The following is a 25,183-nucleotide window of genomic DNA, read 5'->3' on the forward strand; positions in this document are numbered from 1 at the left end:
TTGATCTCAGAAGACCAGAACCAGGTCATCCACGACAAGCTGCCAATGGTGTCTGGTCGACAGGCGAACTCGTGTTACGGCCTTGAGCATTGGGGCATAGTGGCACGGCGTCAGTGCCGACAGGACTATCTCGTCGCTGCGCAGCAATTCCTCCCCTAGCCAGCTTTCGACCAGCGCAATCTCGCCCTCGCAGGCCAGCCATGCGGCGGTCAGCATCACCGAATGAAAGCCGAAGGGGCGATCGCGGCCGAATTCGGCCGGATGGCCGCTGCTGGTGTAGGCGAAGTGATCGCCGGAAACGTTGCCGTTGACGTAGCCCTCGCTGTTCTTCGTGTTGTCACGCGACATGGCGTTGAGATTGCGCCAGTCGAGCCCGGCGTGGCCGCAGGGGACCTTGCGCAGGCTGCGCTTGGTGACGTCGTCGAAGCCGATCGTCCGCAGCGGTGCGTCCGGCGCGACGGAGCCGGGCGACAGCAGACCGAGATCGGTCGGATAGGACGACAGCGCCAGCCGCCGGTCGAGGCCGTCGCCGGAGATCTCCACCGCATCTGCCCGGCTGGCGAGATCGACGCGAAACGACGAGCTTGGAGCCAGTGTCCGGCTTTCGAGAACCTCGCCCTTGCCCATCACCGAAAGCGTCGCTTGCGCTGCCGCCGGCATCCTGCCCGCCAGGTAGCGGCCGGGTACAAGGCCGACCGGCGTCGGAAGGCTATCGCCGGCGAGGCCGACCAGGGATTCGGGCGCGGCGTGCAAGCGTATCGACTGGTTCTCGTTGGCACCGCTGGCGCGCCAGCCCGGCGGCACGGAGACCGAAAACCGGTAGAGGCCGGGCACGCGGAGCGCGGTCCGGCGCCGCTTCGTCGACATGGTGAAGTTGGCGAAGCCGCCATTGTTGCTGCGCGCCGCCTTGACGAAGGCGCCCCGTTCGTCGAACAGCCGCACCATGATACCGGCCATTGGCCGGTCGGCAAGGCCGTATTTGCCGTCTCCGTCGACGTCCATATAGACGAAGGACGAGAAGTTGAGCGTGCTGGTGGTGCTGGGGGCCCAGCGCGTGCGCACCGCATAGTCGCCGGCGGGATTGGCCCGGCGTCGGGCGATCTTGCGCTCACGCGCCTGCCGCAGCAGCACGGCAAGCAGCGCGGCGGCGGTGAGGATAACGCAAGAGGTGACGAGGATTGCGGTCAGGCCGATGTCAGGCAAGCCCGGCACCTCTCGGCGGGGACGTGTCGGATTTGGCGAATAGGCTAGGCATCGTTGCGATCCGTGGTGGTGCTTTGCCCGCAACCTAACTTGGGATGTGGCCGCTGGACAGATAGCGCCTCCCCTTCTCCCCTTGTTGTGGGAGAAGGTGGCCGAGCGAAGCTCGGTCGGATGAGGGGTGCTCCAGCTTGGCGAATACTTCTGTCTCCAACCGAGCCAGAATGCCGCATCGGTGGCTTGATCGCTGACGCCTCATTTCTTCCAGTACCCCTCATCCGTCTCGGCGCTGCGCGCCGATCCACCTTCTCCCACAAGGGGAGAAGGGGAAGGCGTCTCCCTCACCGCAACTCCACCCACACCGGCGCGTGGTCGCTGGCGCCGTCCTGCCCGCGCACGGCGCGGTCGATGCCGGCGGCGGTGAGCTTGTTGGCGAGCTTCTTCGACAGGAGGATGTGATCCAGCCTGAGCCCCGCGTCGCGCGGCCAGCGGTTGCGGCGATAATCCCAGAATGTGTAGAGCGTTTCCTTCGGATGCTTCTTGCGCAGCGCGTCGAGCCAGCCCTGGTCGAGCAGCCGCTGGAACGACGCCCGGCTCTCCGGCTGCACCAGCGCGTTGTCGTCATAGGAGCGGGTCGGGTAGATGTCGCGCGGTTCGGGCACGATGTTGTAGTCGCCGACCAGCGCCACCGGCAGGCCGGTGTCGAACAGCTGCTCGGCATGCGCCTCCAGCCTTTCGTGCCAGGCGAGCTTGTACTGGAATTTCGGGCCGGGCTGCGGGTTGCCGTTCGGCGCATAGAGGCAGGCGATGACGATGCCGCTGACCGCCGCCTCGATGTAGCGGCTCTGCTTGTCGGCCTCGTCGCCGGGCAGGACATCGCGGGTCAGCACCGGTTCGGAACCGCGCGCGAGAATGGCGACGCCGTTCCAGGTCGGCTCGCCCTTCCACACCGCGCCATAGCCGGCCGCGGCAAGCGCCGAGCGCGGAAACTGCGTGTCGCGCGCTTTCAGCTCCTGCAGGCAGACGATGTCGGGCTTTGCTGCGGCGAGCCAGGCCAGCAGGTTATCCAGCCGGCTGTTGACGTTGTTGATGTTGAAGCTGGCGATCTTCATCGGGCGGCGTCAGGCGGTGATCCTGCCCGTCCACACCTTGACCGCCTCGGCCAGTGTCTTCAGATGATCGGCGGCGGAAAAGCCGGAGATACTCTTGCGCGGCTTAAGGTCATGATCGCCGTCCTCCAGCCAGACCATTTCGATGCGGTCGGAGAGATCGTAGGTCGCGACCTCGTCCGGCGTACCGAACTCGTCGCGCGTGCCCTGGAAGATCAGCGTCGGCGTCTTCAGCTCCGCAAGATGCTTTGTCCGCAACTGCGTCGGCTTGGCGGGTGGATGGAAGGGGTAACCAAGGCAGACGAGGCCCGAAATCTCGCCCTTGGCAAACATCTCGTCGGCGACCATCGAAGCGACGCGCCCGCCCATCGACTTGCCGCCGATGATCAGCGGGCCGCCCACGCCCTTTGCCCTGAGGTCGGCGATCACCTTGATGTATTCCGGGTTCACCGTCTCGGCGCGCGGCGGCGGCTTGCGGTGGCCATAGCGGCGGGCGGCCATATAGTGGAATTCGAAGCGCGCAACCTGGAAGCCGGCCGCTGCCAGTGCCTTGGCCGTGGCGGTCATCGAGGGTGAGTCCATCGACGCGCCGGCGCCATGCGCAAGCAGGATGGTGACAGGGGCGTTGTCGTCGCCGTCGAAGAGGAAATAGGTCATGGGGTGGCCCTTCGCGCGACGGTGACGGCGCCGATCTCCCCCCTCGTGGGGGAGATGCCCGGCAGGGCAGAGGGGGGCGCGAAGGAACGCGGGCCTTCGGTCAAATCTCCCCGGAACAATACGCTCTGAAACGAGCCGATCGGTCGGCGGGACAGCGCCCCCCTCTGTCCTGCCGGACATCTCCCCCACAAGGGGGGAGATTGGCCGTCATCTCGGCCTTCGCCAACCATCGTCACCCCGCCGTCCGTGCCAGCTGCAAATCCACGAACTGGATCCCCTTGGTCGCCATACGCGCCCATTCGGAACTGGCGTCGAGTTCGAGGTAGCGCGCCCAGTTGCGGCGCGCCTCTAGCAAATTGCCGGCATCGAATTCCAGCCGGGCCAGGTTGAACACCGGATCGGCATAGGTCTTGTCGAGCGCGATGGCCTTTTGCAGATGCCGGCGGGCCGAGGCCACGCGGCCCTCGTCGCTCATAAGCCCCGCAAGGTTGAACCAGGCCTCGACGAAGGCTGGGTCGAGTTTTATGGCGCGGGCATAGTCGTGTGCTGCTTCCGCCGTGCGGCTGGCGCCGCGCAGGCAGTTGGCGCGATTGAAGGCGGCGATGGCGTCGGTCGGATCGATGGCGAGGCAACGCTGGTAGAGGGCCGTCGCATCGTCGTGACGGCCGTCCTCCTCCGCCGCTTCGGCCTCCGCGAACAGCTCCTCAAGCGTGTCATCGTCAGGGGACCCGAGATCGAACAGCAGCTGGCCGTCGAGCTCGCTTTGGCCATCCTCGAGATAGATCGCATCCGGGCGCCCGTGCTGCGAGCCGACATTGAGCGACTTGGCGGTAAGCGAAGCGACCGGGCCGGAGCGGTGCACCGAGCGCGCGATCGCGCCCCAGGACGCGCCACCCGATATCAGCCCGGCATATTTGCGGGCGAGGATGAGGTCGCGGAAGGAATAGGGCTCGCTATCGTGCTCGAAGGCATCGAAGAGCGAGAGCAGGTCGAGATCGGTGGCGCCTAGCCGAGACTGGTCGAGGAGCGACTGCCTTGAAAGTGCGGACGCCTCCGGCGCTTTCATCAGGCCGAGCAGGCGCAAAAAACCGTTTTCGCTGGCGAGCGCGCGGTCGGCGGCGCGCTCGGCCAGGACGCGGCGCTCGATCTGGGCGTCGCCGTTCTTGGTGATCGCTGCCTTGGCGAGCAGCGCGCGGCCGAACACGACATGGGTCGTGCGCCGGGTGACGCCGCGCCGCAACTGGCCCTGCCGGCGCTCGACCTCGCGCGCGGCGAGCCTGAGCGGAAACGCCGCCAGCGCGCCGACGACGCCGAAGACGGCGCCGGGTGGAACTATACCGGTGGCCGCCGTCACCCTTTGCTCTTGCCGACGGCCTTCAGAAGGTTGGCCTTCAACGGGTTTTCCTTGGCAGCGCCTGCCTTGGCCTTGGCGGCAGGCTTTTCGGCCTCGTCCGCCTTGCTCTTCGACTTGGCCGGCGGCTTGGCCTGCTGCGACAGGCTGGCCTTCAGCGCATCCATGAGGTTGATAACGTTGCCGCGCTCGGGGGCCGCCGCGATGATCGGCTTGTGGCCCTTCAGCTTCTCGCGGATCATCGCCATCAGCGCGATCTCGTAGCGGTCCTCGTAGTTCTTCGGATCGAAGGTGGTTTCCTTCTGCTTGATCAGCGCTTCGGCGAGCTGCAGCATTTCGGCATCCGGCTTGCCGGCCGGGATGTTGCCGAAATATTCAGCCGTTCCACGCACTTCGTTCGGGTTCCTCAAGGTGCAGACGAACATACCGTTCTCGCGCGCGCCGATGGTCACCACGCGCTCGCGGCTGGACAGCACCAGGCGGGCGATCGCCAGCTTGCCGGATTTGCGCATGGCTTCGCGCAGCACGGCGAAGGTCTCTTCCGCCATGGCGCCGTCCGGCGCCAGATAATAGGGCGCGTCCTGGTAGATGACATCCACCTCGTCCTCGTCGACGAAGGCCTCGATGTTCATCGTGTGGTTGGATTCGATCCTGACCGCGTCGAGGTCGGTATCATCGATGATGATATACTGCTTGTCCTCGTATTCGTAGCCCTTGACCAGGTCCGAGCGCTCGACCAGGCCGAGCTCGGGGTCGACCGGCTTCATGTTGATGCGGTTGTGGGTCTTCTTATGCAGCTGGTTGAAGCTGATGCGTTCGCTCGCGCTGGTGGCGGGGTATAGCCGCACCGGACAGCTGACCAGACTGAGCTTGAGGTAACCTTTCCAACTTGCCCTGGGCGCCATGAAACACTCCTACGCGGCCATGCACTGACAAACTTTTTGCAGCGCTTCGTCCGAAGGACGAAGGAGGCTGCGGAAATCCTACATCGAGCCTCAAGATACCGGCAAATCCCTAGCGAAATGTTTTAGCGCGGGTTGGGTTGCCGACGGATGGGGCTGACGATGGAGAATAATTCAAATTGTAGGAAGCGTCGATGGCACCCCTCCTCCTCGGATCAGGCCCGAGGATGACGACCGGAGAGGCGACGCGTGTCCCGCCACCGAGAAGTCTGACCCAAAAATAGACGTCTTCCTCACCGTCTTCCCATCGAGCAAGTTGTTCGGTCGTAATTGGCCTGTGGACGCAGCCACAAGAAATTGCTTGCCCATTGCAGAGACTGCAGACCTCAACATCGCATCCGTGAGTATGGTACTGTCCCACAAGAACACCACAATCATGACAGTGCTGCTTAGGGGTTATTCCGTCTTCTATAATCCAAGGCTCGCTGCCATAACGTATTCTAGGTAGCGCCTGCGTTATCAGTGTATGCGGCTGTGTTTGAGCAAGGACGATTTGTGCAGGATGAGCACGGTGCATGCGTTGGCCTTGATACTCTACAAACTCCGGTTGAGTTGAGAGCGATTCAGGCAGTAAGGGCTCTTTGATCCCAAGCTTCTTAGGCAGCAGAGCGGCAACACCCTCGTCGCCTACCTTCCTGTGATCCAAGTAGCCAATCGTCTGACTGATCCCAGGAAGGCTTGTGTCGTCCAATCTAACAGGAAGAATGTATTCTTGGTTTTGTTTGAACGCACGCGCTTGCGCTTGTTTTAGCTCATGCTTCGTCCAGAGCTTGTCGGCATAGTGCTTGGATGACAAGATCACACAAAATCGTGCCTTGGATTGATAGATTTCGCTGAGGTGCTGATAGAGGTCCTTCCCCCAAAGTGAAACGACCTCAAATTCGTCGTAAAACACCCGCACAGAGTGGTGTCTGACGATTGTCGCTACAGCCTCAGCCACTGCCCTGTCCTCGCCGGCGAACGACAGGGCGACATCGTATTCGAAAGTAGATTTCTTGGCCATGTCGCCGCACAATGCCGCACGATGGACGGGTCGGCAACTTCTTGAGGCGACGCAAGACCGCTCGCACCCACAATTCACAATTTCTCGCACCCAACGGTTATCGCGACCTTAGGGGACTCAATGCCCATGGAGCGACCATTCAGGTCCGTTGCATTCTTCAGCCACCGGGAGGGTGCCGCGTCGCTTCGTTCCTTGCAACGCTCTAGGATGATAACGCGTTGAGGTTGCGCTGACGCTCCTGAGCTACTTTCCCTCAAACACCGGCAAATCCCGCGCAAACTCATCGATCTCGGCCCAGGGATCGCCCGACGTCGCCAGCAACCCTGGCAGCGATGCATAGTTCAAATCCTGCGGCGCATCGATCGACTCCAGATCCGTCCAGCTCACCGGGGTCGAGGCCGGCAGATTGGTGCGGGCGCGCAGCGAATAGGGCGCGGCCGAGGTATGGCCGCGGGCGTTGCGATGGTAGTCGATGAAGATGCGGCGCTTGCGGTTTTCCTTGCCCATGGTGGTGGTGAAGGTGTCGGGCGCGGTGGCGGCCAGATGGGTGGAGATGGCGCTGGTCGCCTGGTGCAGTTTCTTCCAGTTCTGCTTCTGCGTCACCGGCACGGTGATGTGGATGCCGCTGCCGCCGGACGTCTTGGCGAAGGGCACCAGTCCCAGCGCCTCCAATCCGCCCTTGATGTGCACGGCTGCCTCCACCACCTCGCGCCAGGCAATCCCCTCGCCCGGGTCGAGGTCGAAGACGATCTGGTCGGGCTTGTCGAGTTTCGTGCGGTGCGTGCCCCAGGTGTGGAACTCGACGACGCCGAACTGGGCGAGCGCCAGATAGCCTTTTGCATCCTCCACGGACAGGTAGGTTTTGGTCTCGCCCTCGGAATTGATCGACTCGAAGACAGCCACCGAAGGCGGCATGCCGGTGAAGGCGTGGCGCTGGAAGAAACAGTCCTTTGGCAGGCCGGTCGGGCAGCGCACCAGTGATACCGGGCGGCCGATGATGTGCGGCAGCATGAAGTCGCCGACCAGCGCGTAGTAGACGGCGATGTCGAGCTTGGTCGGCCCGGTCTTGCCGAACAGCCGCCGCTCGGGATTGGTGACCCAGATGGTGGCGAGGTCGGCCTCCGAAATCAGGCGTTTACGCTTGGCCGAGACCGGCGTCGACAGGCCGACATCCCTGAGGCCACGGAAAACACCGTGGCGCAACGCATTGTCGGCGGTGCGGTTGGCATAGTGGATGCGGGCCGACAGCAGCGGCCGCACCCAGTTCATCTCGCGCATGATCTCGCGCGGCACGCCCTCCGGCGGCGTGGCGCCTGCGGTGAGCGGCTCCAGCCGGGCGAGCAATTCTCGTGCCGTCTCGGCATCGAAGCCGGTGCCGACCTTGCCGCGATAGTGCAACTCGCCGTCCTCGAATTCGGCCATGCCCAGAGCGGCCAGCCCTTCGGCAGCATCGGAGGTGGTATAGCCGGCAATGATGAAATCGTCCTTTTGTAGCGCCTTGACCTTGGTCCAGCTCTTGGTGCGGCCGCTCTGATAGCTGGCGCTGGCGCGCTTGGAGACGACGCCTTCCAATCCCAGCTCCGTCACCTGGTCGTAAAGCCCCTGCCCGCCGCCTTCGACATGGTCGGAAAACTGGATGGCGGAGTTGGCGCCGAGGCCGGCGAGCAGTTGCGCAAGCAGCGCCTTGCGCCTGATGAGCGGCGCTTTCCTCAGATCCCAGCCGTCCAGATAAAGCAGGTCGAAGGCATAGAAATGCAGCTTGTTGCCGGCGCCTTCGGCCAGCGCATCCTGCAGCAGGGCGAAACGGCTGATGCCTTTGGCGTCGAGCACGACAATCTCGCCGTCGATGATGGCATCGTGACACGGCAGTTTGGCGAAAGCGTGCGGCAGGTCGCCATAGCGCTTCGTCCAGTCGATGCCGCCGCGGGTGATCAGCCTGACCTGCCCGTCCGCCAGATGCGCCGCGGTGCGGTAGCCATCGAACTTGATCTCGTGCAGCCAGGTCTCGCCGGTGCGTTCGGCGGGATCGTCGCTGCCTGGCGGTTTTGCCATCTGCGTCGCCAGTTGCGGCTCGATGCGGGTGGGTGCCGGGCCTTGCACGGCGCCGGGCAGCGCGCCGGCCTTCAGTACAAGCGGTTTGGCAGGTTTTGCCGCAGGCTTCGGCGGCGCCACCAGCTCCTCGATGCGGCGGCCGGATTTCACGCTTTCCGGCCGCTCGCTGAGAATGTCGAGCCTGGTGTCGGCGGCGAGGTCGCGCTCCTTGAACAGCAGCCAGTTCTTCTTGCCCTCGTCCTCGCCGGGCTTGGGCTTCAGCCTGGTCAGCATCCAGCCGCCATTCAGCTTGTCGCCGGCGAGGCGGAACTTGAAGGCGCCGGTGCGAAAACTCTTCTCGACATCGTCCATCGGCGCCCAGGTGCCCGTGTCCCAGACGATCATCGGCCCGCCGCCATATTCGCCTTCGGGGATGACGCCCTCGAAGTCGATATATTCGAGCGGATGGTCCTCGGTCTCGATCGCCAGGCGCTTGTCGGCCGGGTTGAGCGAAGGACCGCGCGGCACCGCCCAGCTCTTCAGCACGTCGCCAACCTGCAAGCGCAGATCGTAATGGTCGGCGGTGGCGTGGTGCTTGTGGACGACGAAGCGGTTGCCCTCATCGGCAAGCAGCCCGCCCGCCGGCTCCGGCGTTTTGGTGAATTCGCGCTTGGCGCGATAGGCTTTGAGTTTGGAAGGGGCTGGCATGTCAGAAACCGAGGCGCGCGGCAGACGGGAACAATCGCCTCATTCCTTCGCGCCCCCCTCTGTCCTGCCGGACATCTCCCCCACAAGGGGGGAGATTGGATGTCACCGCCGATTTCGCCAATCGGTAACGTTGCAAGGAGCGGAGCGCCGGAACTGCCGATCTCCCCCCTTGTGGGGGAGATGTCCGGCAGGACAGAGGGGGGCGCGACAGAGCGCTACTTCTGATCCGCTCGCATTCTTTGATCCACGTCACGGCATGGATCCCAGGGTCTGCGCGACGTCGCTTCGCTCCTGCTCCGCCCTGGGATGACGAAGGGATCACGCGGCTCAATCGTCGGTGGCCGGCGTCAGTTCGAGCTCGGCAGGTGACAAGCCCCGCTGCAGCTGGCTCAGCCGGAACTCATCGACCCAATAGGCTTCGCCGTCGACCAGCACGCGCGCCTGATAGGCGCCGCCGGAGAAGCTCTGCGCGGTGACATAGACCTTGTGGCGATCAAGCGCCTTGCGCACCGCGGCGCGCTTGGATTTCTGGGCAGTGACAGGACTGGCCATCGGCTCACTCTTCACACATGGCCGCCATGGGCGACCTGCCTTAAGGATGGCGGAGAGCGTCGATTGAGTCAATTTGCGAGGCGGCGACGCGCGATCTCCCCCTCGCCTCGCCCTCGGCCGGCTGGACGCAAGGCAGGCGGCCCCTATAGTTTCACCGAGATACTTTTCTCCGGAGATAGGCAGATGACCCTCGGCACACACAAACTCGGCAGCCAGGGGCTGCAGGTATCGGCGATCGGCCTCGGCTGCATGGGCATGAGCCAGTCCTACGGGCCGGCCGACGAGGCGGAGTCGATCGCGACGCTGCACCGTGCCATCGAGCTCGGCTGCACCTTCCTCGATACGGCGGAAGTGTACGGCCCCTACATCAATGAGGAATTGCTCGGCCGGGCGCTGAAGGGCCGGCGCGCCGATGTGACGATCGCCACCAAATTCGGCTTCCGCATCGAGAACGGCAAGCAGGTCGGCACCGACCGCGACAGCCGGCCCGAACATATACGCGAGGCGGTGGAAGGCTCGCTCGGCCGGCTCGCCACCGACCATATCGACCTGCTCTACCAGCACCGCGTCGATCCGGATGTGCCGATGGAGGACGTGGCCGGTGCGGTCGGCCAGCTTGTCGCCGAGGGCAAGGTGCGCTTCTTCGGCCTGTCGGAAGCAGGTGCGGCCAACATAAGCCGCGCGCACGCCGTGCATCCGGTGTCGGCGGTGCAGAGCGAATATTCGCTATGGGAGCGCAATCTGGAGCCGGAGATCATGCCGCTGCTCAAGGAACTCGGCATCGGCCTGGTGCCGTTCGCGCCGCTCGGCCGCGGCTTCCTCGCCGGCGACGTCAAACGCGCCGAAGACTATCCGGAAGGCGATTTCCGGCGCGGCGACCCGCGCTACCAGGGCGCCAATTACGACGCCAATGTCGCGGCGGCCTCAACCGTGCGCGACATCGCCGGTGTCAAAGGGGTCAAGCCCGGGCAGATCGCTTTGGCCTGGCTGCTGCACAAGGGTAATGATTTCGACATCGACATCGTGCCGATCCCCGGCACCAAGCGGCGACACTATCTGGAGGAAAACGTCGCGGCGGCCGCGATCGAACTCGATGCCACCGAAATGCTGGCACTCGACGTGGCGCTGGCACCAGGCAAGGTCGCAGGCCCGCGCTACGGCGAGCGGACGATGTCGATGATCGATCGGTAGGGTCTGGGCGTCCGCGGCCAATGACGCTTCGGGCCGTCAATCGCCGGCGGTGACGATATTCACCACCTCCATCTGATCGAGCCCAAGGCTGCGTGCGCAGACCAGAGCATTCGGCACCACCCAGTATGGCGAGTCAGCATCGAACGGTGCCGCACCGCGTGTGAGATTGAAGAGAGCTTTTGCGCATGCCTCCTCGAACATGTACTGCGCAATGGCTTGATTGTCCTTGGCCCTCTCTGCACGCAGCGTCTTATGCCGGATGTGACCGAATAGGTGATACGCCTTCGACCAGGAACCGCGGTTGTCGACCATCTTGCGCAGCCTATCGAGTGTCTCAGCTTCGCGAACATGTGGCCTGAAAAACTCAATCAAATCCCTGATTTCACGTACCATCTCGCCCCTCACCGCTCCCCTTCCGGCGTCGCCACCAGCCTAGCTGCGGCGGCGTTGGCGGCGGCAAGTGCCGCCTCGACCGGCTCGCTACGAGCAAGTGCGGTCGCAAACGCTCCAACGAACTCGTCGCCGGCGCCATGGGTGCTGACGACCTTCACCGGAATGCCCGCCAGCGCGAGGGCCTCACCCGTTTGGTCGCAATAGGCGACCCCATCCCCACCGGCTGTGACGATCGCGGCCGGGTAGGCATCTACCAGGCGGCGCGCCGCTTCGACGGCGCCTTGCAGCGTGTCGACGACCGGCACGCCGGCCAGGAACTCTGCCTCGATGGCGTTGACGATGACGATGTCTACAAGCGCGATCAATTCGCCCGACAGTTCGCGAGCCGGGGCGGCGTTAAGAACGATACAGCCGCCGGATGACTTCACGGCGCAGGCGGCGGCGATGTTGGCGGCTTCCGGCACCTCGTTCTGTAACAACAGCACCGAGGTTTCGGCGATCGTTGTGCGGGCGGCGGCGATGTCCTGTTCGCCCAGAGTGAGATTGCTGCCCGAGACGATCACCGCGCCATAGTCGCCGCTCGCGTCAAAGATCGCGACACTCATGCCGGAGCCGGCGCCGGGTTCGATCCGCACGAAGCGGCGGTTCACACCGTTGCGGTCGAGATTGGTGAGTAGCGCCCTGCCGAAATCATCGTCCCCGACGGCGCCGATCATCGCCGCACGCACGCCGGCCCGCGCCGCCGACACCGCCTGGTTTGCCGCCCTTGCCACCACATTTGGGGTGCCAGGCATGGCCCGTCACCGTCTCACCCTTGCGCGGGCGGTCGGGCGCATCGACCATGATGTCGTAATGGAGGCTGCCGAAGACGGTGACCAGCGGCGTTGTCGACGGCGTCATGTGCCCCGGTCTTTTCGTTTCGACGTCACTGCCGACATGGTGCGGCCGAGATTGCGCTCCGCCGCCTGGTAGTCGCGCTGCGCGACCGCGACGAACAGCGCGTCGAGGATGTTGAGTTGGGCAATGCGCGCGGCCGCGTTCTCGCCCATCAGCGGCGAGCCCTGCGCCGTCGAGCACAGCACGATGTCGGCAATCTGGGCCAGCGGGGAGTTGTCGTAATTGGTGATGGCTAAAGTGCGGGCGCCGCTCTTCCTGGCAAGCTGGATGGCGTCGATGACGGCTGACGTGTTGCCGGAATGCGAGAAGCCGACGGCGACGTCGTCGGCGCCGAGCAGCGAGGCCGACATCAGCATCATGTGGGAGTCGTCGTAGACCGAGGCGCGGATTCCGATGCGCAGGAATTTGTGCGACACGTCGCGGGCGATCTGAGCCGAACCGCCGACACCGTAGAAGTCGCGGTTCTTCGCCCTGTAGAGCAGATCGGCGGCGCGGTCGAAATCCTCCATGTCGAGGATGGCCAGCGTCTCCTCCAGCGCCTGGATCGAGGTGCGGAACACCTTTTGCACGATCTCGGCCGAGCTGTCGTCGGCCGACAGTTCCTGATGCATCTCGGCGGTCGGCAGGCGGCTGTACTCGTAGACGGCGGTGCGGAAGTCGCGATAGCCGGAAAAGCCGAGCTTCTTGGCGATCTTGACCACCATCGCCTCCGAGACGCCGGCCTCCTCGGCGATCTGCTTCAGCGGAATGGTGTCGTCGAAGCCGCGCCGGCCGAAGACGGTCTCCACCACCTTCGCCTCCAGTGGGGTCAGATGCGGCATCATCATGCGGATGCGCGGTCCTACGGCTTTCAGATCCAGGCTGCTCAAGGTCATCCACGTCCCCTCGTCACGCGATCGATAAGCATCGCGGCGAGGATTATAAGGCCAGTTGCAAGCAGCTGATAGAAGGACTGGACGTTCATCAGCGTCAGGCCGTTGCGCATGGCGCCTAGGATGACGGCGCCCAGAATGGTTCCGATGACGCTGCCCTTGCCGCCCATCAGCGAGGCGCCTCCGATAGCGGCCGCGGCAATCGCGTCAAGCTCCCAGAGATTGCCAAGGATGGGCTCGGCGGCACCCAGCCGGCCGATCAGGATCTGCGCGGCAAGGGCCGCCAGAAGTCCCGATATCATGTAGGCGGCGATCTTGGTGCGGGCGATCGGTACGCCGGCGATGTAGGCGGCCTCCTCATTGCCGCCGACGGCGAGCAGATATTCGCCGAAAGGCGTCTTCTTGAGGATGATCCAGGCGACCAGCGCGACGACGGCGACGATGACGACCGCCAGCGGCAGGCCGAACAGCGAGCCGTTGAAGATGGCGCGGAAGCCGGCCGGCAGGCCAAGTACCGGATTGCCGCCGGTGTAGATCAGCGCCAGCGCCCGGTAGGTGCTGAGCGTTCCCAGCGTGACGATGAAGGGTTGCAGCCCGACATGGGCGACGAGCACGCCGTTGAGCACGCCGCAGGCAAGGCCGATGGCAAAGCTCGAGGCGATGGCGAGCGGAAACGGCACGCCCGCGACCAGCATCGAGGCCGAGATGACCGCCGAAAGTGCAGCTGTCGGCCCGACGGACAGGTCGATGCCGCCGGAGATGATGACCAGCGTCATGCCCAGCGCCAGGCAAGCGTTGATGCTCGACTGCTGCAGGATGTTGATCAAATTGCGCTCGGCGAAGAAGCCCGGCACCAGCGCGCCGAAGACGGCGAGGATGACGATCAGGCCGATCAGCGTGCCCGCGTCGCGCATGGAAAACCGGTGCAGGAAATCCGCCTTGGGCCGCGTTGCTGTATTTTCCGATATGTCCGTCATCTACTGCCTTGCCTGCGGTCCGGTTTTGCCGGCCTGCATTTGCGTTTGTGGTATGGCATGCGCCGCGATCGCCTGTTCGCTGAGACTTGCGCGGTCGAGCTCGGCAGCGACCGTGCCGTCGCGCATGACCAGCACGCGGTCGGCAAGCCGGATCACCTCGGGCAGTTCGGAAGACACGACAACAACCGAATGGCCCTCGGCGGCGAGCTCTTCGATCAGGTGGTAGATCTCCGCCTTGGCGCCGACATCGATGCCGCGCGTCGGCTCGTCGAACAGAAGGATGCGGGTCCCTGCCGCGAGCCAGCGGCCGATGATCGCCTTTTGCTGGTTGCCGCCACTGAACAGGCGGATCGGCCGGTCGAGCAGGAACGGCCTGAGATTGACCCGCTTCATCTTCTCGGCGGCCACCCGCTTCAGGCGGCGATGATCGATGACGCTGCGCGGCGCGAACACGCCCATCGAGGCCAACGCCATGTTGCTAGTGATGGAGCGCAACGGCACGATGCCTTCGCGCTTGCGCTCCTCCGGCACCAGGCCGATGCCGGCGGCGATGGCGTCGCGCGGGCCGGAAAACCTGACCGCCTTGCCGTCGATCTCGATGGTACCGGACGACGCACGGTCGGCGCCGGCCAAGAGCCGCAGCAACTCGGTGCGGCCCGAGCCGACCAGGCCGGCAATGCCCAGCACCTCGCCGCGATTGAGGTTCAAGGACACGTCGTGCACCTTGGTCGCCGAGGCGAGCCCGCGCACGATGAGCCTGACATCGCCGGTGGCATGAGAACGGTGCTGTTCCTGGGCAAGCTCGCGGCCGACCATCATGGCGACGACGGATTTTTCCGACACCTGCGCGAGATCAACGGAATCGACCACGGCACCATCGCGCATGATGGTGGCGCGCTTGCAGATGCCGAACACCTCGTCCAGCTTGTGCGAGACATAGACGACCGCGACGCCGTCGCGGGCAAGGCCGACGATGACCTCGGCCAGGCGCTCGAATTCGCTCGGCGTCAGGCTCGATGTCGGCTCGTCCATGGCGACGATCCTGGCGCGATCGAGCAGCGCGCGGGCGATCTCGACAATCTGCCGCTGCGCCACCTTCAGGCTGCCGAGCGGGGCTGCCGGATCGATAAATGGGTCGAGGGCGGCAAGGGCTTCAGCGGCGCGGCGTTCCTGCTCGCCTCTGGCGACAAAGATGCCGCCACGGGTCAGCGGATGGCCGAGAAACATGTTCTGGGCGACGCTGAGGCGCGGCACCTGCTGCAGTTCCTGATGGATCATGGCGACACCGGCGGCGCGCGCCGCGACCGGGTTGTTCAGCGTCACTGGCTGGCCGTCGATCAGGACGCTTCCCGCTGTCGGCCGGTAGACCCCCGACAGGACGCGCAGCAGCGTCGACTTGCCGGCGCCGTTCTCGCCAAGCAGGCCATGGATCTCGCCGGCGCCGACCGAGAAGGACACGTCGTCGAGGGCCCGCACGGCAGGAAACAGCTTGGAGATACCTGCGAATTGCAGCCGGGGTGACATTGGTACCATTCTCCGGGCAAGTCTCAGCCGAGCGAAAATGCTCTGCCGACACCCGCCGCCTCGCCCTGTCTTTTGTGCTACTGGCCGACGGCCGCGTCCTCGAGCAATGCCTTGCGTGCATCGGGGCCGGAATAGCGGTCGGCATTGTCCTTGGTGATCAGCGCCTGCGGCGTGGCGACGACGCGCGGCAGCTTCTGCCCGGCGACGAGACGCAGCGCCGTTTCCAGCGCCACCTCGCCGGTCAGCACCGGGAAGCTGTCGACAGTGCCGGTCAATTCGCCGGCGCGGATCGAGGCATAGGCGTCGGAGATGCCGTCGGTGCCGAACACGGCGACCTTGTCCTGCAGGCCGGCCGCCTTGATCGCCTCGACGATGCCCAGCGCCATGCCGTCATTGTTGGCGTAGAAGCCGATCAGGTCGGGGTGCTGCTGCAGGATGTTGGTGGCCGCATCATAGGAGGTCTGGCGGTCCCAGTTGCCGGGCACGCTGGCGACGACCTCGAACTTGCCTCCTTCGGTGATGGTGGTCTTGAAGCCGTCGGTGCGCTGGACAGCGGCATAGACGCCGGCCTGGCCCTCGACGATGGCGACCTTGCCACCATTCGGCCGGTTCTTGATGAACCATTTGGCGACGCGCACGCCATTGTCGCGCTGGACATTGCCGACATAGTGCTCGGCCTGCGGGATGACGGCGTCATTGACGTTGACGACCGGCACATTGGCTGCCTTGGCCTGTTCCATGATCGGCTGCAGATTGGAGTCGGTCTGCGGCGAGACGAGCAGCACATTGTAGCCCTGCGTCACCAAGCCCTCGGCGATGGTTAGCTGTCCGAGCTGGTCGCCCTCGCTTTGCGCCGCCTGATAGACGACCGGCACGCCGACGCGGTCGCCGAATGCCTTGTAGCCCTCGCCCAGCGAGCGCCAGTATTCGTTGGTCAGCGTCTTGGAGACGGCGCCGGCCTTGGTGCCGTCGGGCAATTTGGGGAACGCGCCGAACTTTGCTTCCAGCTGCGACCAGTCGATGCGGTCCTTCTCGGTATCGGAGTTGAGCGGCGCAAGGTCGGCGGCAAAGGCCGAGCCGCTGGACAAAGCCATCAGGGCAGCGGTGGCGGCGGCAAGCAGAAGTTTCATGGTCATTCCTCCCTTGGTGAAAAACGGCGTATGGCGACGCCGGGCGCTTCAGGTGACTCCGGGCGTGTCGCGCCCAAGCATGGCTTCCTGGACGATGGCCTGCGAGGTGACGGCATCCTGGCTTGCGACGGCAGCGGACAGGCGGTTGTCCTTCTCGAGGCGCTCGACGACGCCGAGCATGCGCATGACGGTGGCGATGTTGACCTCGCACTCACGCACGGGATCGAGCCCGGTCATGTCGGGGAATGTGTCGAAATAGATGGCGCCGGCGTAGCCATCCCGATGGATCTGACGAAGCAATTCGATCGTCTGCAACGTGTGCACAGCACCGACCATGAGGCCGTCGTCACGCTTGGCGTAGCCGTCGTTGAGATGGACGCCGAGCAACTTGCTGTGGCGGGCAATGAGCGCGGCTGCGAAGGCCGGCTGTTCGTCGGCATAGAGCACATGGGCGAAGTCGAGCGTGACGCCGAGATTGGGCAGGCCGACATCGCGGATCGCCAGCAAGGTCGTCGCAGCGTCCGGCATCAGCGAGTAAGAGCGCGGCTCGTTCGGCTTGTATTCCAGACTGATCTGACAACCGGGATCATGCGCCGCAACTTCACGAATTCCATCGATTTCGTGTTGCCAGAGCGTCGCATAGTCGGCCTGGAAGGCATAATCGAAGCCATCCTGCCCGAGCCACAGCGTCATCAGGCTGGCGCCGGCTTCACGCGCTGCGTCGATACCGGCCTTTGTCAGGTCGATGGCTTCGCGGCGCACCGCCGGGTCCGGATTGGTGAAGGCGCCGAGCTTGAAAGCCGGATTGGAGTAGTAGCGCATGGCGAAGCCATTGATGGAAAGCCCGATATCGCCCAGTTTCCGGGCAATTTCTGTTGGCTTTTCACCGACATGGTCGGGAAAGTTGAGGTCGAGGTCGGTGAGTCCTTCGACCTTGGCTGCGCGCGCCGCCATCTGCATCAGCGACGGCTTGCCGGCAAGGCCGGGCCATTCTGCCTCGGGCCGCGAGGCAAAGGAATTCAGACGGGTGGCAAAGCGGTGCGATGTCATGGATGGCCTTTCAGTTGCGTTACTTCACATAATTACGAATTTTTGTAAAGTTATTATTTCAAGAAGCGAGCGGCGCGCGTCGCGCGCTGTCCCTTTGTCGGGAGATTGGCAGATTCGGCGCTGTGCGGCTGCGGCCCTCACGGTTCTTGCGAGATCTCCTGCCCTTGGCTAGCATCGCCTGGCTGGCGTCGAGCAGAGGAGAACGATGCAGCGGAACAGCTGGTGTGCCGTTGCGTTCCACACGCAAAGCATCTGATCCTCACCTTCGCCATCGCTGGCTGAAGTCGCGCTTGAGGCGGTGAATTTCGAAGTCACCCAGGACAGGAGTTGGCGATGAACCGGATCAGGGCGATGACCGAACAGGACGTGGCGTCGGCATCAAGGCTGCTGGGAGAATCCTGGCGCCGGACCTATGCGCCGATCATGGGCGCCGAGACCACGGCACGGCTGTCGGACGACAAGCACGCGCCGGAGCGGCTGGCGGCGGAACTCAAGGACGACAACAAGATGTCCTTCGTGGCGGAACGGCTCGACGGCTCGATCGCCGGCTACGCGATGGCGGCGAAGGACGAAAAGGGCGACGTCATGCTCGACCGGCTGCACGTGGACAGGAGCGAATTCGGCTCGGGGCTGGCGACCGACATGCTGCATGCGGTGCTTGCCGCCCATGCGGGTATTGCGAGCATTGCGCTGGAAGTGATCGAAGGCAACGACCGGGCCATCGCCTTCTACCGCAAGCACGGCTTCGAAGTGGTCGAGAAGCGGGAAGCTGCGCATGGCGTGGGCGGCCACGCCTCGCTGATCATGCGCAGGGTGCTGTCGGGGCGTAAGGGCAAGGGGAATGGGGAGTTGGGGAGTTGGGGGGTTGGGGAAGTAAGGTGGTGCGGACCCGTGCATAACCCTACTGCCCTACTGCCCTACTGCCCTACCCCTGCGCCGCCGGCGCCCTTGGCCCATCTTCGTCCTCCGGCACTTCAAGAATCTCGATCAGCCGCGCCACCCTGGCATCCGGCAAGGGATGGCCCTCATTGACCAGCGCCTCCTCAGCGCCGATCCAGGCGAAGGCCTCGCGCAATTCCTCGAGGCTGGCGCCGGTCAGCGCGATGTCGGCGATGACGGCCTCGTCCACAGGCCCCAGAACCGAAATGATGTCGTTGCGTGTCATGGTGTCCTCCGTGCCTGATGCAAGGGTGACGATACGACGCCGGGGGCGCTCAGCCGAAGACCGGCATCGGTAAAATGTGTCGCGGGATGGAATCTGGGGCTTGACTTCGAGCCGGCAACCTCCAGTTCGACATTTGCCGGTTTGCCGAACGGAACCGGCGCAGGGAGCGCCGGCTCCTTGACCGCCCTGCCTGGAACCCGGAGCGGCGGCACGGTTCGACTTGAGAGTCTGCGGATCCAGGCTGAACACGCGATGCGGGCCGGCATCGCCTGATGTGACCAGTCGAGAAAAGGAGGCTAATGAAATGGCTATTCGTGATCTCATGCCCTGGAGCCGGGAAGGCAGTCAGGCTCCGAACTTCTATCGCGAGGGCGAGCGCGATCCCTTCATGATGCTGCATCGCGAGATGAACCGCCTGTTCGACGACGCCATGCGCGGCTTCGAGACGCGGCTGCCGTCCTTCGTCGGGGGTTTTGGTGCTCGGGCCAACTGGCCGAGCGTGGAAATCTCCGATGGCGAGACGGAAATCCGCGTCACGGCGGACATCCCCGGCATGGAGGAAAAGGACGTCGAGGTGATGCTCAACGACGGCATGCTGACGCTGCGCGGCGAAAAGCGCGCCGAGACCGAGGACAAGGACAAGCAGTTCTCCGAGCGCTTCTACGGCCGCTTCGAGCGGCGCATCCCGCTCGGCACCGAGGTCGAGGAAGACAAGGTCCGTGCCGCTTTCCACAATGGCGTGCTCACCGTGACGCTGCCGAAGACCCAGCGCGCCCTGGCCAAATCCAGGCGCATTCCGATCAGTGGCAGCAACGTCGGAACCGGCAAGAGCAAGCACTGACGATACCGGAACCGGGCGCCTCGTGCGCCCGGCTGCTCAGGCGCCGGAATGCGGATCTGTGCTGTAGGGATGCACGGGGTAGCCCGGGCCGATGGCCTTCAGCACGCGGCCTGTCCAGGCGAGCACCGCCGGATAATCGGTCAGCAGGAAGCCGCAGTCCTGCACGCGGTGGCCGTCAGACCGCCCGGATGATGCCGCCGTCGACGCGGATGTTCTGGCCGGTGATATAGCTGGCACCTTCCGAGGCCAGGAAGGCAATCGTCGCGGCGATCTCCTCCGAAGTGCCGTAGCGCTGCATCGGCACGCTGTCGCGCCGCTCCTCGGTGGTGGGCAGGCTGTCGATCCAGCCCGGCAGCACGTTGTTCATGCGCACATTGTCGGCGGCGTAGGTGTTGGCGAAGATCTTGGTGTAGGCGGCAAGGCCGGCGCGGAACACGGCCGAGGTCGGGAACATCGGGCTCGGCTCGACGACCCATGCCGTCGAGATATTGATGATGGCGCCGGCCTTCTGCTTGACCATGTGCGGCGTGACGATCCGCACCGGCCGGATGACGTTCATCAGATAGACGTCCATACCGGTGTGCCACTGCTCGTCCGATATTTCGAGGATCGGCGCACGCGGCCCATGGCCGCCGCTGTTGACCAGCACGTCGATGCGGCCGAAGCGTTCGAGCGTCAGGTCGGCAAGGCGCTGCAAATCGTCGTTCGACTGGTTGGACCCGGTGACGCCGAGGCCGCCAAGTTCCTTGGCCAGCGCCTCGCCCTTGCCCGATGAGGACAGAATGGCGACGTTGAAGCCGTCCGCTGCCAGGCGCTTAGCCGCCGCCGCACCCATCCCGCTGCCCCCGGCAACGACCACTGCTACTTTTTCTACACTCACTTTTTTGTCCTTCCTGAGCGGCAAGCCGCAATATCTTCGACGTCTCCGCCATGATATATCCGGTTTTCGCCTCTGGCTCGAACCAGAAAGCCTGAAATCAGACTGTAGAAAAACTCCTCGATGCCCGAAGCCTTCCTCCGCCTGCCGCCGCTCAACGCGCTTCGTGCCTTCGAGGCCTCGGCGCGGCATCTCAACTTCCGCCTCGCCGCGCATGAACTCAACGTGACCCAGGGCGCGGTGGCGCAGCACATTCGCGGGCTGGAGGCCAGCCTTGGCGCAAAGCTGTTCGAGCGGCTACCGCGCGGCCTGGCGCTGACCGACGAGGGCCGTGCCTATGTGCCCAATATCCGCCGCGCCTTCGAGCTGATCTCGGAGGCGACGGCGCTGCTGCGTCCCGAACCGGCGCGGCTGACGATCAGCGTCACGCCGAGCTTCGCCACCAAATGGCTGATCCCGAAACTGCCGGAATTCGTGGCGCACAATCCGCTGGTCGACCTGCGCATCCTGGCCAGCGAAAGCCTGTCCAGTTTCCAGGCCGACGGCGTCGACATCGCCGTGCGGCAGGGCCAGCCGCCGTTCGGACCCGGCCTCATCGTCGACCTTTTGTTCCCGCAACAGATCATCGCCGTGTGCAGCCCTGCCCTGCTGCCGCCCGGTGTTGGCGGGATCGCGCCGGCCGACATCCAGCATCATGTCCTGATGCACGATACGCACAATCTGTGGCCGGAATTCATGGAACGGGCGCTCGGCCTGAAGATGGCGACGGAAGCCAAACGCATGCGCTTCAACCAGACCGGTCTTGCGATCGACGCGGCAATCGCCGGCCAGGGCATCGCGCTGGCCAGCCGCTTCCTCGTCGCGGCCGACATCGCGGCCGGCCGGCTGATCCAGCCGGTCGGCGCGGAAATGCGCGGCACCTATGATTTCCACGTCGTGATGCCGAGGAAGCAGCGCCATCCCGAGCCGACGCAGGCCGTGCGGCAATGGCTGCTGGATGAGGCTGGCCGCGAAGCGATCCGTACCATTGCGGACTGATTGGCCGCCGGTTCGGCACGCGTCACGCCGGTGCGGATGCGCCGGCTTTCAGTGCGAGCATGACTTCGGCCTCGAAGGCATCGCCGTCCGCCTCGGCCAATTGCCGGGCATCCCAGTCGCGGGCGATGCAACCCTCGGCACGGCGCGGTTGCACAGGCTGGGCACGGCCTCCACCACATGGGTGGAGATGATGACGGCGTGGCGACCGCTTGCGGCCACGGCGGGGATGATGCGCTTGATCTCCCAGGCGGCGAGCGGATCGAGCCCGTTCAGCGATTCATCGAAGATCAGCAGCGGCGGCGCACCGAGCAGTGCGGCGGCAATCGCGATCTTGGCCCGCGTGCCCAGCGAGAATTCGGCGATCGGCCGGTCGATCCAGCGTCTTTGCCGCTCGGTAACGTCAACGCCCGGCCAGTCGGCGTTGTCGATAAATGTCGGCAGCAGCTGATGAGCGCGACGGCCGGATCGACCCGGTCGGCCTCGCCGGCGGCGCCTCAGCCCCGCCGTTCGATGTCGGCCACCACCGCGGTCGCCTCGCGGCCTATCTCCCGCAGCAGGCCGGTGACCGGATTGTGGAAGCCGACCAGATAGAGGCCGAGTTCGGAGGCGCGTGGGTTGACGCCGCTTTTGGCCGGCCGCAGCTCCGCCGGCAGGAATTTGTCGTATGCCGGCCGGTAGCCGGTAGCGAGGATGACGGCCTCGAACGCCTCCTGCCGCCCATCGGTGAAGGAGGCGCCATGCTCGGTGAAGCCGGCGATGTCGGGCGCTATGCTGATCTTGCCGGACTTGATCGCCGCCACCGTGCCGACATCGATGACCGGGATGCGCCCGGCGTCGACCTGCTTGAGGATGCCTTGCTTCGGCCTGACGATGCCGTATTTCTCGAGCTTGCCGAGTGCGAAGTCGAGGACGATCGGGAACATCCAGTCGTTCAGCGCCTGCGGCATCGGCCGGCTCGCGATGCCGACCATCTGGATCGGCACGCCGAACAATTGCCGCGGCACGATATGGACGCCCTTGCGCACCGACAGCGTCGGATGGGCGCCGGACTCGGCAAGGTCGAGGGCGATTTCGGCGCCGGTGTTGCCCATGCCGACGATCAGCACCTGATGACCGATGAACGGTGCTGCCTCGGTATAGTCGGCGCTGTGCAGGACCTTGCCTTTGAAAGCTTCGATGCCGGGCAGGCCGGGGACGATCGGCTCGGCATTGTTGCCGGTGGCGATGACGACGTGGCGCGATGTCAGCCTGTCCGATCCGGTCTCGACGACAAAGCCGCCATTCTCGCGCCGGATCGCCGTCACCGTCTCGCCGAAGCGCGGCCGGAGCTCGAACCGTTCGGCATAGGCGTCGAGATAGGCGACCACCTTTTCGCGCGGCACATAGCGCGGATGATCGCGTGGGAACGGCACGAAGGGCAGCGAGGAGAACGACTTCACCGTGTGCAGATGCAGCCGCCGGTAGTGGCGACGCCAGGCCGACGCCACCTCATGGGCCTTTTCGAGGATGATGAAGTCCACCCCCGCCCGCCTCAGGCAGGCGCCAACGGCAAGACCCGCCGGCCCGGCGCCGACAATGACGACATTGGTGTCCAAGCGATTCTCCTCCCCGCCAGGCTGGGCTGAGGCTATGCGCAAAGCGGTCGAACGCGCAATCTCCCCGCTTGCGGGGGAGATTGGCAGCTTCACCGGCCTAGCCCAGCTCCGCCAGCTTCGCGGCTTCGCGGATGGCCTTGACGGCATCCGGGTTGGTCACGGGATAGCCCGAGATGAAGCCCTCGACGGAGAAGTCGGGAAACTCGGCACGCAGCCGGGCCACGAATCCGGCCGCCTCGGCGTCCTCACCCGCCGCCGCGTGCGCCAAAGCCAGGAACATCAGCACATTGGGAGAATCCAGTGTGCTTCTGCGTAATGCCGCGATGGCTTCCCGGTGCCTGCCGGCGCAGAACAGGACGCGGCCTTGCATGCCGAAATACCAGGGCGGAGCGAGCGGATTGAGGCGCATGGCGCGCTCCATCAGCGGGATCGCCTCGGCCGGATCGCCGGCGACCAGCGCCTTGCTGCCGGAAAGCAGCGCCAGCGTGTCGGCGTGGTTGGAGCCGTACTGGTAGACTCGTTGGTAGGCGCGCTCGGCCGCGTCGAAGTCGCCGAGGCATCCCATGAGATCGCCAAGGCAGTTGCAGGCGCTGCTGTCGTACGGGTCGAGCCGGATCGCATTTTCGACCGCCGCGCGCCATTTCTCGATCGATCCCCTGGGATCGCGGCCAAAACAATTGCCGGCTTCGATCGAATAGGCGTAGGCGAGTTCGGTCCAGGCCCTGACCAGGGTCGGGTCGAGCTCCAGAGCGCGTGAGAACAGCCGGATCGCTTCCGCGTTGCCGGCGCGGCTGAAGGTGTTGTGCTGCTCGACGCCCAGAAGATAAAGATCATAGGCACGCAGGCTGGCCGGCGGCTTGCGGCGAACCGCGTTGCGCCCGATCGTGGCGATCGCTCCGAAACAGCCGGCGAGTACATTGATGACGGTTTCGGTCAGGCTGTCCTGCAGCGCGAAGATGTCCTCGACCGGACGGTCGTAGCGTTCGCTCCACAGGCTGACGCCGTTCCTCGCATCGGCGAGTTCGATGGTCAGCCTAATACGGGTGTCGTCGGCGCGCAGCTGGCCGGACAGAATATAGGTAGCGCCCAGCGCCTTGCCGTCGGCGGCGAAGTCGGCTGGCTTGCTGCCCAGCGATTTCATGGTGTGGAAGGCGATGACGGGCAAATCCGCGTAGCGCCCCAGGTCGATGGTGATGTCCGACGACAGGCCATCGGCAAAGCGGCGCCAGCGCTCCTCCGAATTCAGACATTCGATCGGGAACACGGCCAGCACCGGCCTGGTGTCAGGCAAGAGCGACGGCACGTCCACGCCCGCGGCGCGGTTGACATGCGCGGCAAGCGCCACCTTGTTGCGGACGCCGAGCTTTTCATAGATCGCGGCGAGATGGGTGCGCACCGTCGACGGCGCGATGAACAGCGCCTCGCCGATCTCGCGATAGGTCAGGCCGGCCGCGAATTTCTCCGCCACCGCACGCTCGCGCTCGGACAGCGCCGGCGAGGACGGTGAAGACGTGGCCGGTGTCGCGTTGTGGCTCATGCCGATCCCCTGCCCGCGGACAGGCACATTATCAACGCCTGCCGCGGCAAAATACTACAAATGCAGGACCCAAAACACCGCATCTGGCCGATCCCGCCGCAGGCGCACAGGGCGCAAACTCCCTTGCAGCAACAGGCTGCAATCAAGGGAGGTTTCCATGCGACGTGTTTCCATAGTGCTGGCATGCGCGATCCTGGGTTTTTCTTCCGCGTCGCCGTCATTCGCAAGCGGATGCAGGCAATTGCTGGAATCGAACGTGAAAATCACCAGCATGCGCCTCTATGCCGACATCCTAGCCAGTGCAGCCCGCAATGGCTGGAACTACACGCCTGAATCGATCGTCAGCGGCTCAAAGCGGCATTTCGACGAGATGAAACTCCAATTGATCGCCGCCGGCTATGAGATCGTCCCTGTCGGCGCCCGACCGCATTGCGCCCGATTGGACACGCTGGCGAGCGATTAGAGACCAGCTGGTCGTCTAGAGGTTTGTCGAGAGATCGATATGCCGGCATGATGGCCGGCA

General features: G+C 64.7%; 26 protein-coding genes and 2 pseudogenes. 5 read left to right on the forward strand and 23 right to left on the reverse strand.

Features of this window, described 5'->3' with window-relative positions; genetic code table 11:
* Positions 1-6: 6 nt before the first annotated feature.
* The 8 genes from ACFX5Q_RS21535 to ACFX5Q_RS21570 form a co-directional block, all read right to left on the reverse strand.
* The gene (locus tag ACFX5Q_RS21535) at positions 7-1,203 is read right to left on the reverse strand and encodes a hypothetical protein (RefSeq protein WP_404281282.1); all 1,197 of its coding nucleotides are present in this window, start codon (positions 1,201-1,203) and stop codon (positions 7-9) included.
* 338 nt (positions 1,204-1,541) lie between these two features.
* A complete protein-coding gene (locus ACFX5Q_RS21540) occupies positions 1,542-2,312 on the reverse strand; it encodes an exodeoxyribonuclease III (protein WP_404281283.1) in 771 nt (256 codons plus the stop codon).
* A 9-nt stretch (positions 2,313-2,321) separates the two neighbouring features.
* Positions 2,322-2,966 (reverse strand): alpha/beta fold hydrolase, encoded by a 645-nt coding sequence (locus ACFX5Q_RS21545; protein ID WP_404281284.1) that lies wholly within the window; start codon positions 2,964-2,966, stop codon positions 2,322-2,324.
* A 232-nt stretch (positions 2,967-3,198) separates the two neighbouring features.
* Complete coding sequence (locus tag ACFX5Q_RS21550) at positions 3,199-4,302, reverse strand: tetratricopeptide repeat protein (RefSeq protein WP_404281380.1); 1,104 nt, start codon at positions 4,300-4,302, stop codon at positions 3,199-3,201.
* 14 nt (positions 4,303-4,316) lie between these two features.
* Entirely contained in the window at positions 4,317-5,222 is a 906-nt protein-coding gene (locus ACFX5Q_RS21555) for a Ku protein (RefSeq protein ID WP_404281285.1), read from the reverse strand.
* A 109-nt stretch (positions 5,223-5,331) separates the two neighbouring features.
* Complete coding sequence (locus tag ACFX5Q_RS21560; RefSeq protein WP_404281286.1) at positions 5,332-6,282, reverse strand: toll/interleukin-1 receptor domain-containing protein; 951 nt, start codon at positions 6,280-6,282, stop codon at positions 5,332-5,334.
* A 243-nt stretch (positions 6,283-6,525) separates the two neighbouring features.
* The gene (gene ligD / locus ACFX5Q_RS21565) at positions 6,526-9,021 is read right to left on the reverse strand and encodes a DNA ligase D (RefSeq protein WP_404281287.1); all 2,496 of its coding nucleotides are present in this window, start codon (positions 9,019-9,021) and stop codon (positions 6,526-6,528) included.
* Between the two features lie 327 nt (positions 9,022-9,348).
* Complete coding sequence (locus tag ACFX5Q_RS21570) at positions 9,349-9,573, reverse strand: hypothetical protein (protein WP_404281288.1); 225 nt, start codon at positions 9,571-9,573, stop codon at positions 9,349-9,351.
* A 183-nt stretch (positions 9,574-9,756) separates the two neighbouring features.
* On the opposite strand from ACFX5Q_RS21570, the gene ACFX5Q_RS21575 reads away from it, so the two are divergent.
* A complete protein-coding gene (locus ACFX5Q_RS21575; RefSeq protein WP_404281289.1) occupies positions 9,757-10,764 on the forward strand; it encodes an aldo/keto reductase in 1,008 nt (335 codons plus the stop codon).
* 36 nt (positions 10,765-10,800) lie between these two features.
* Here the strand turns inward: ACFX5Q_RS21575 and ACFX5Q_RS21580 are convergent, their stop codons facing one another.
* The 7 genes and pseudogenes from ACFX5Q_RS21580 to ACFX5Q_RS21610 all read right to left on the reverse strand — a co-directional run bounded on the left by ACFX5Q_RS21580 (position 10,801) and on the right by ACFX5Q_RS21610 (position 17,607).
* Complete coding sequence (locus ACFX5Q_RS21580; protein WP_404281290.1) at positions 10,801-11,157, reverse strand: hypothetical protein; 357 nt, start codon at positions 11,155-11,157, stop codon at positions 10,801-10,803.
* Positions 11,158-11,165: 8 nt separating this feature from the next.
* Positions 11,166-12,057 (reverse strand): annotated as a pseudogene (locus ACFX5Q_RS21585) (ribokinase).
* Positions 12,054-12,929, reverse strand: coding sequence for a MurR/RpiR family transcriptional regulator (locus tag ACFX5Q_RS21590; RefSeq protein WP_404281291.1), 876 nt, complete (start codon positions 12,927-12,929; stop codon positions 12,054-12,056). The pseudogene ACFX5Q_RS21585 and the gene ACFX5Q_RS21590 overlap by 4 nt, the downstream one beginning before the upstream one ends.
* Positions 12,926-13,903, reverse strand: coding sequence for an ABC transporter permease (locus tag ACFX5Q_RS21595; RefSeq protein ID WP_404281292.1), 978 nt, complete (start codon positions 13,901-13,903; stop codon positions 12,926-12,928). The genes ACFX5Q_RS21590 and ACFX5Q_RS21595 overlap by 4 nt, the downstream gene beginning before the upstream one ends.
* Complete coding sequence (locus ACFX5Q_RS21600) at positions 13,904-15,427, reverse strand: sugar ABC transporter ATP-binding protein (protein WP_404281293.1); 1,524 nt, start codon at positions 15,425-15,427, stop codon at positions 13,904-13,906. It abuts the gene before it with no gap.
* A 77-nt stretch (positions 15,428-15,504) separates the two neighbouring features.
* A complete protein-coding gene (locus ACFX5Q_RS21605) occupies positions 15,505-16,557 on the reverse strand; it encodes a substrate-binding domain-containing protein (protein ID WP_404281294.1) in 1,053 nt (350 codons plus the stop codon).
* Positions 16,558-16,605: 48 nt separating this feature from the next.
* A complete protein-coding gene (locus tag ACFX5Q_RS21610; RefSeq protein WP_404281295.1) occupies positions 16,606-17,607 on the reverse strand; it encodes a sugar phosphate isomerase/epimerase family protein in 1,002 nt (333 codons plus the stop codon).
* A 333-nt stretch (positions 17,608-17,940) separates the two neighbouring features.
* Here ACFX5Q_RS21610 and ACFX5Q_RS21615 point away from each other — a divergent pair, with 333 nt between their 5' ends.
* Positions 17,941-18,639: a GNAT family N-acetyltransferase gene (locus ACFX5Q_RS21615; protein ID WP_404281296.1), complete on the forward strand. Its 699-nt coding sequence runs from the start codon at positions 17,941-17,943 to the stop codon at positions 18,637-18,639.
* Here the strand turns inward: ACFX5Q_RS21615 and ACFX5Q_RS21620 are convergent.
* The gene (locus ACFX5Q_RS21620; protein WP_404281297.1) at positions 18,533-18,772 is read right to left on the reverse strand and encodes a hypothetical protein; all 240 of its coding nucleotides are present in this window, start codon (positions 18,770-18,772) and stop codon (positions 18,533-18,535) included. The genes ACFX5Q_RS21615 and ACFX5Q_RS21620 overlap by 107 nt on opposite strands.
* A 304-nt stretch (positions 18,773-19,076) precedes the next feature.
* Between ACFX5Q_RS21620 and ACFX5Q_RS21625 the strand changes: the two genes are divergently transcribed.
* Positions 19,077-19,613 (forward strand): Hsp20/alpha crystallin family protein, encoded by a 537-nt coding sequence (locus ACFX5Q_RS21625; RefSeq protein WP_404281298.1) that lies wholly within the window; start codon positions 19,077-19,079, stop codon positions 19,611-19,613.
* Positions 19,614-19,649: 36 nt separating this feature from the next.
* On the opposite strand, the gene ACFX5Q_RS21630 is transcribed toward ACFX5Q_RS21625, so the two are convergent.
* Both ACFX5Q_RS21630 and ACFX5Q_RS21635 read right to left on the reverse strand, forming a co-directional pair.
* Positions 19,650-19,778, reverse strand: a complete 129-nt coding sequence (locus ACFX5Q_RS21630; protein WP_404281299.1) for a hypothetical protein — start codon at positions 19,776-19,778, stop codon at positions 19,650-19,652.
* 10 nt (positions 19,779-19,788) lie between these two features.
* Positions 19,789-20,493 (reverse strand): SDR family oxidoreductase, encoded by a 705-nt coding sequence (locus tag ACFX5Q_RS21635; protein ID WP_404281300.1) that lies wholly within the window; start codon positions 20,491-20,493, stop codon positions 19,789-19,791.
* 120 nt (positions 20,494-20,613) lie between these two features.
* Here ACFX5Q_RS21635 and gcvA point away from each other — a divergent pair, with 120 nt between their 5' ends.
* A complete protein-coding gene (gcvA, locus tag ACFX5Q_RS21640; RefSeq protein WP_404281301.1) occupies positions 20,614-21,528 on the forward strand; it encodes a transcriptional regulator GcvA in 915 nt (304 codons plus the stop codon).
* Between the two features lie 22 nt (positions 21,529-21,550).
* Here gcvA and ACFX5Q_RS21645 read toward each other — a convergent pair whose 3' ends face one another.
* The 5 genes and pseudogenes from ACFX5Q_RS21645 to ACFX5Q_RS21665 all read right to left on the reverse strand — a co-directional run bounded on the left by ACFX5Q_RS21645 (position 21,551) and on the right by ACFX5Q_RS21665 (position 24,933).
* Positions 21,551-21,682 (reverse strand): hypothetical protein, encoded by a 132-nt coding sequence (locus tag ACFX5Q_RS21645; RefSeq protein WP_404281302.1) that lies wholly within the window; start codon positions 21,680-21,682, stop codon positions 21,551-21,553.
* 83 nt (positions 21,683-21,765) lie between these two features.
* Positions 21,766-22,026: pseudogene (locus ACFX5Q_RS21650) on the reverse strand (ATP-binding cassette domain-containing protein); the annotation flags it as partial.
* Positions 22,023-23,123, reverse strand: a complete 1,101-nt coding sequence (locus tag ACFX5Q_RS21655; RefSeq protein WP_404281303.1) for a flavin-containing monooxygenase — start codon at positions 23,121-23,123, stop codon at positions 22,023-22,025. The pseudogene ACFX5Q_RS21650 and the gene ACFX5Q_RS21655, both read right to left, overlap by 4 nt.
* 97 nt (positions 23,124-23,220) lie before the next feature.
* The gene (locus ACFX5Q_RS21660) at positions 23,221-24,660 is read right to left on the reverse strand and encodes a LuxR C-terminal-related transcriptional regulator (RefSeq protein WP_404281304.1); all 1,440 of its coding nucleotides are present in this window, start codon (positions 24,658-24,660) and stop codon (positions 23,221-23,223) included.
* Positions 24,661-24,714: 54 nt separating this feature from the next.
* Positions 24,715-24,933 carry a hypothetical protein gene (locus tag ACFX5Q_RS21665; RefSeq protein WP_404281305.1) on the reverse strand — a complete coding sequence of 73 codons (219 nt, stop codon included), beginning with the start codon at positions 24,931-24,933 and terminating at the stop codon, positions 24,715-24,717.
* Between ACFX5Q_RS21665 and ACFX5Q_RS21670 the strand changes: the two genes are divergently transcribed.
* Positions 24,917-25,123 (forward strand): hypothetical protein, encoded by a 207-nt coding sequence (locus tag ACFX5Q_RS21670; RefSeq protein ID WP_404281306.1) that lies wholly within the window; start codon positions 24,917-24,919, stop codon positions 25,121-25,123. The two genes, ACFX5Q_RS21665 and ACFX5Q_RS21670, sit on opposite strands and share 17 nt — an antisense overlap.
* Positions 25,124-25,183: the final 60 nt, after the last annotated feature.

The organism is Mesorhizobium sp. IMUNJ 23033 (assembly GCF_044778005.1).
GTDB lineage: Bacteria > Pseudomonadota > Alphaproteobacteria > Rhizobiales > Rhizobiaceae > Mesorhizobium > Mesorhizobium amorphae_A.

Bases quoted from the DNA above. Each gene is read 5' to 3' on its own strand.
- ACFX5Q_RS21610 (WP_404281295.1), bottom strand. From the start codon at position 17,607: ATGACATCGCACCGCTTTGCCACCCGTCTGAATTCCTTTGCCTCGCGG.
- ACFX5Q_RS21555 (WP_404281285.1), bottom strand. From the start codon at position 5,222: ATGGCGCCCAGGGCAAGTTGGAAAGGTTACCTCAAGCTCAGTCTGGTC.
- ACFX5Q_RS21665 (WP_404281305.1), bottom strand. From the start codon at position 24,933: ATGCTGGTGATTTTCACGTTCGATTCCAGCAATTGCCTGCATCCGCTT.
- ACFX5Q_RS21605 (WP_404281294.1), bottom strand. From the start codon at position 16,557: ATGAAACTTCTGCTTGCCGCCGCCACCGCTGCCCTGATGGCTTTGTCC.
- ACFX5Q_RS21620 (WP_404281297.1), bottom strand. From the start codon at position 18,772: ATGACACGCAACGACATCATTTCGGTTCTGGGGCCTGTGGACGAGGCC.
- ACFX5Q_RS21600 (WP_404281293.1), bottom strand. From the start codon at position 15,427: ATGTCACCCCGGCTGCAATTCGCAGGTATCTCCAAGCTGTTTCCTGCC.
- ACFX5Q_RS21575 (WP_404281289.1), top strand. From the start codon at position 9,757: ATGACCCTCGGCACACACAAACTCGGCAGCCAGGGGCTGCAGGTATCG.
- ACFX5Q_RS21625 (WP_404281298.1), top strand. From the start codon at position 19,077: ATGGCTATTCGTGATCTCATGCCCTGGAGCCGGGAAGGCAGTCAGGCT.
- ACFX5Q_RS21660 (WP_404281304.1), bottom strand. From the start codon at position 24,660: ATGAGCCACAACGCGACACCGGCCACGTCTTCACCGTCCTCGCCGGCG.
- ligD (WP_404281287.1), bottom strand. From the start codon at position 9,021: ATGCCAGCCCCTTCCAAACTCAAAGCCTATCGCGCCAAGCGCGAATTC.
- ACFX5Q_RS21590 (WP_404281291.1), bottom strand. From the start codon at position 12,929: ATGACCTTGAGCAGCCTGGATCTGAAAGCCGTAGGACCGCGCATCCGC.
- ACFX5Q_RS21580 (WP_404281290.1), bottom strand. From the start codon at position 11,157: ATGGTACGTGAAATCAGGGATTTGATTGAGTTTTTCAGGCCACATGTT.
- ACFX5Q_RS21595 (WP_404281292.1), bottom strand. From the start codon at position 13,903: ATGACGGACATATCGGAAAATACAGCAACGCGGCCCAAGGCGGATTTC.
- ACFX5Q_RS21570 (WP_404281288.1), bottom strand. From the start codon at position 9,573: ATGGCCAGTCCTGTCACTGCCCAGAAATCCAAGCGCGCCGCGGTGCGC.
- ACFX5Q_RS21560 (WP_404281286.1), bottom strand. From the start codon at position 6,282: ATGGCCAAGAAATCTACTTTCGAATACGATGTCGCCCTGTCGTTCGCC.
- ACFX5Q_RS21540 (WP_404281283.1), bottom strand. From the start codon at position 2,312: ATGAAGATCGCCAGCTTCAACATCAACAACGTCAACAGCCGGCTGGAT.
- gcvA (WP_404281301.1), top strand. From the start codon at position 20,614: ATGCCCGAAGCCTTCCTCCGCCTGCCGCCGCTCAACGCGCTTCGTGCC.
- ACFX5Q_RS21615 (WP_404281296.1), top strand. From the start codon at position 17,941: ATGAACCGGATCAGGGCGATGACCGAACAGGACGTGGCGTCGGCATCA.
- ACFX5Q_RS21545 (WP_404281284.1), bottom strand. From the start codon at position 2,966: ATGACCTATTTCCTCTTCGACGGCGACGACAACGCCCCTGTCACCATC.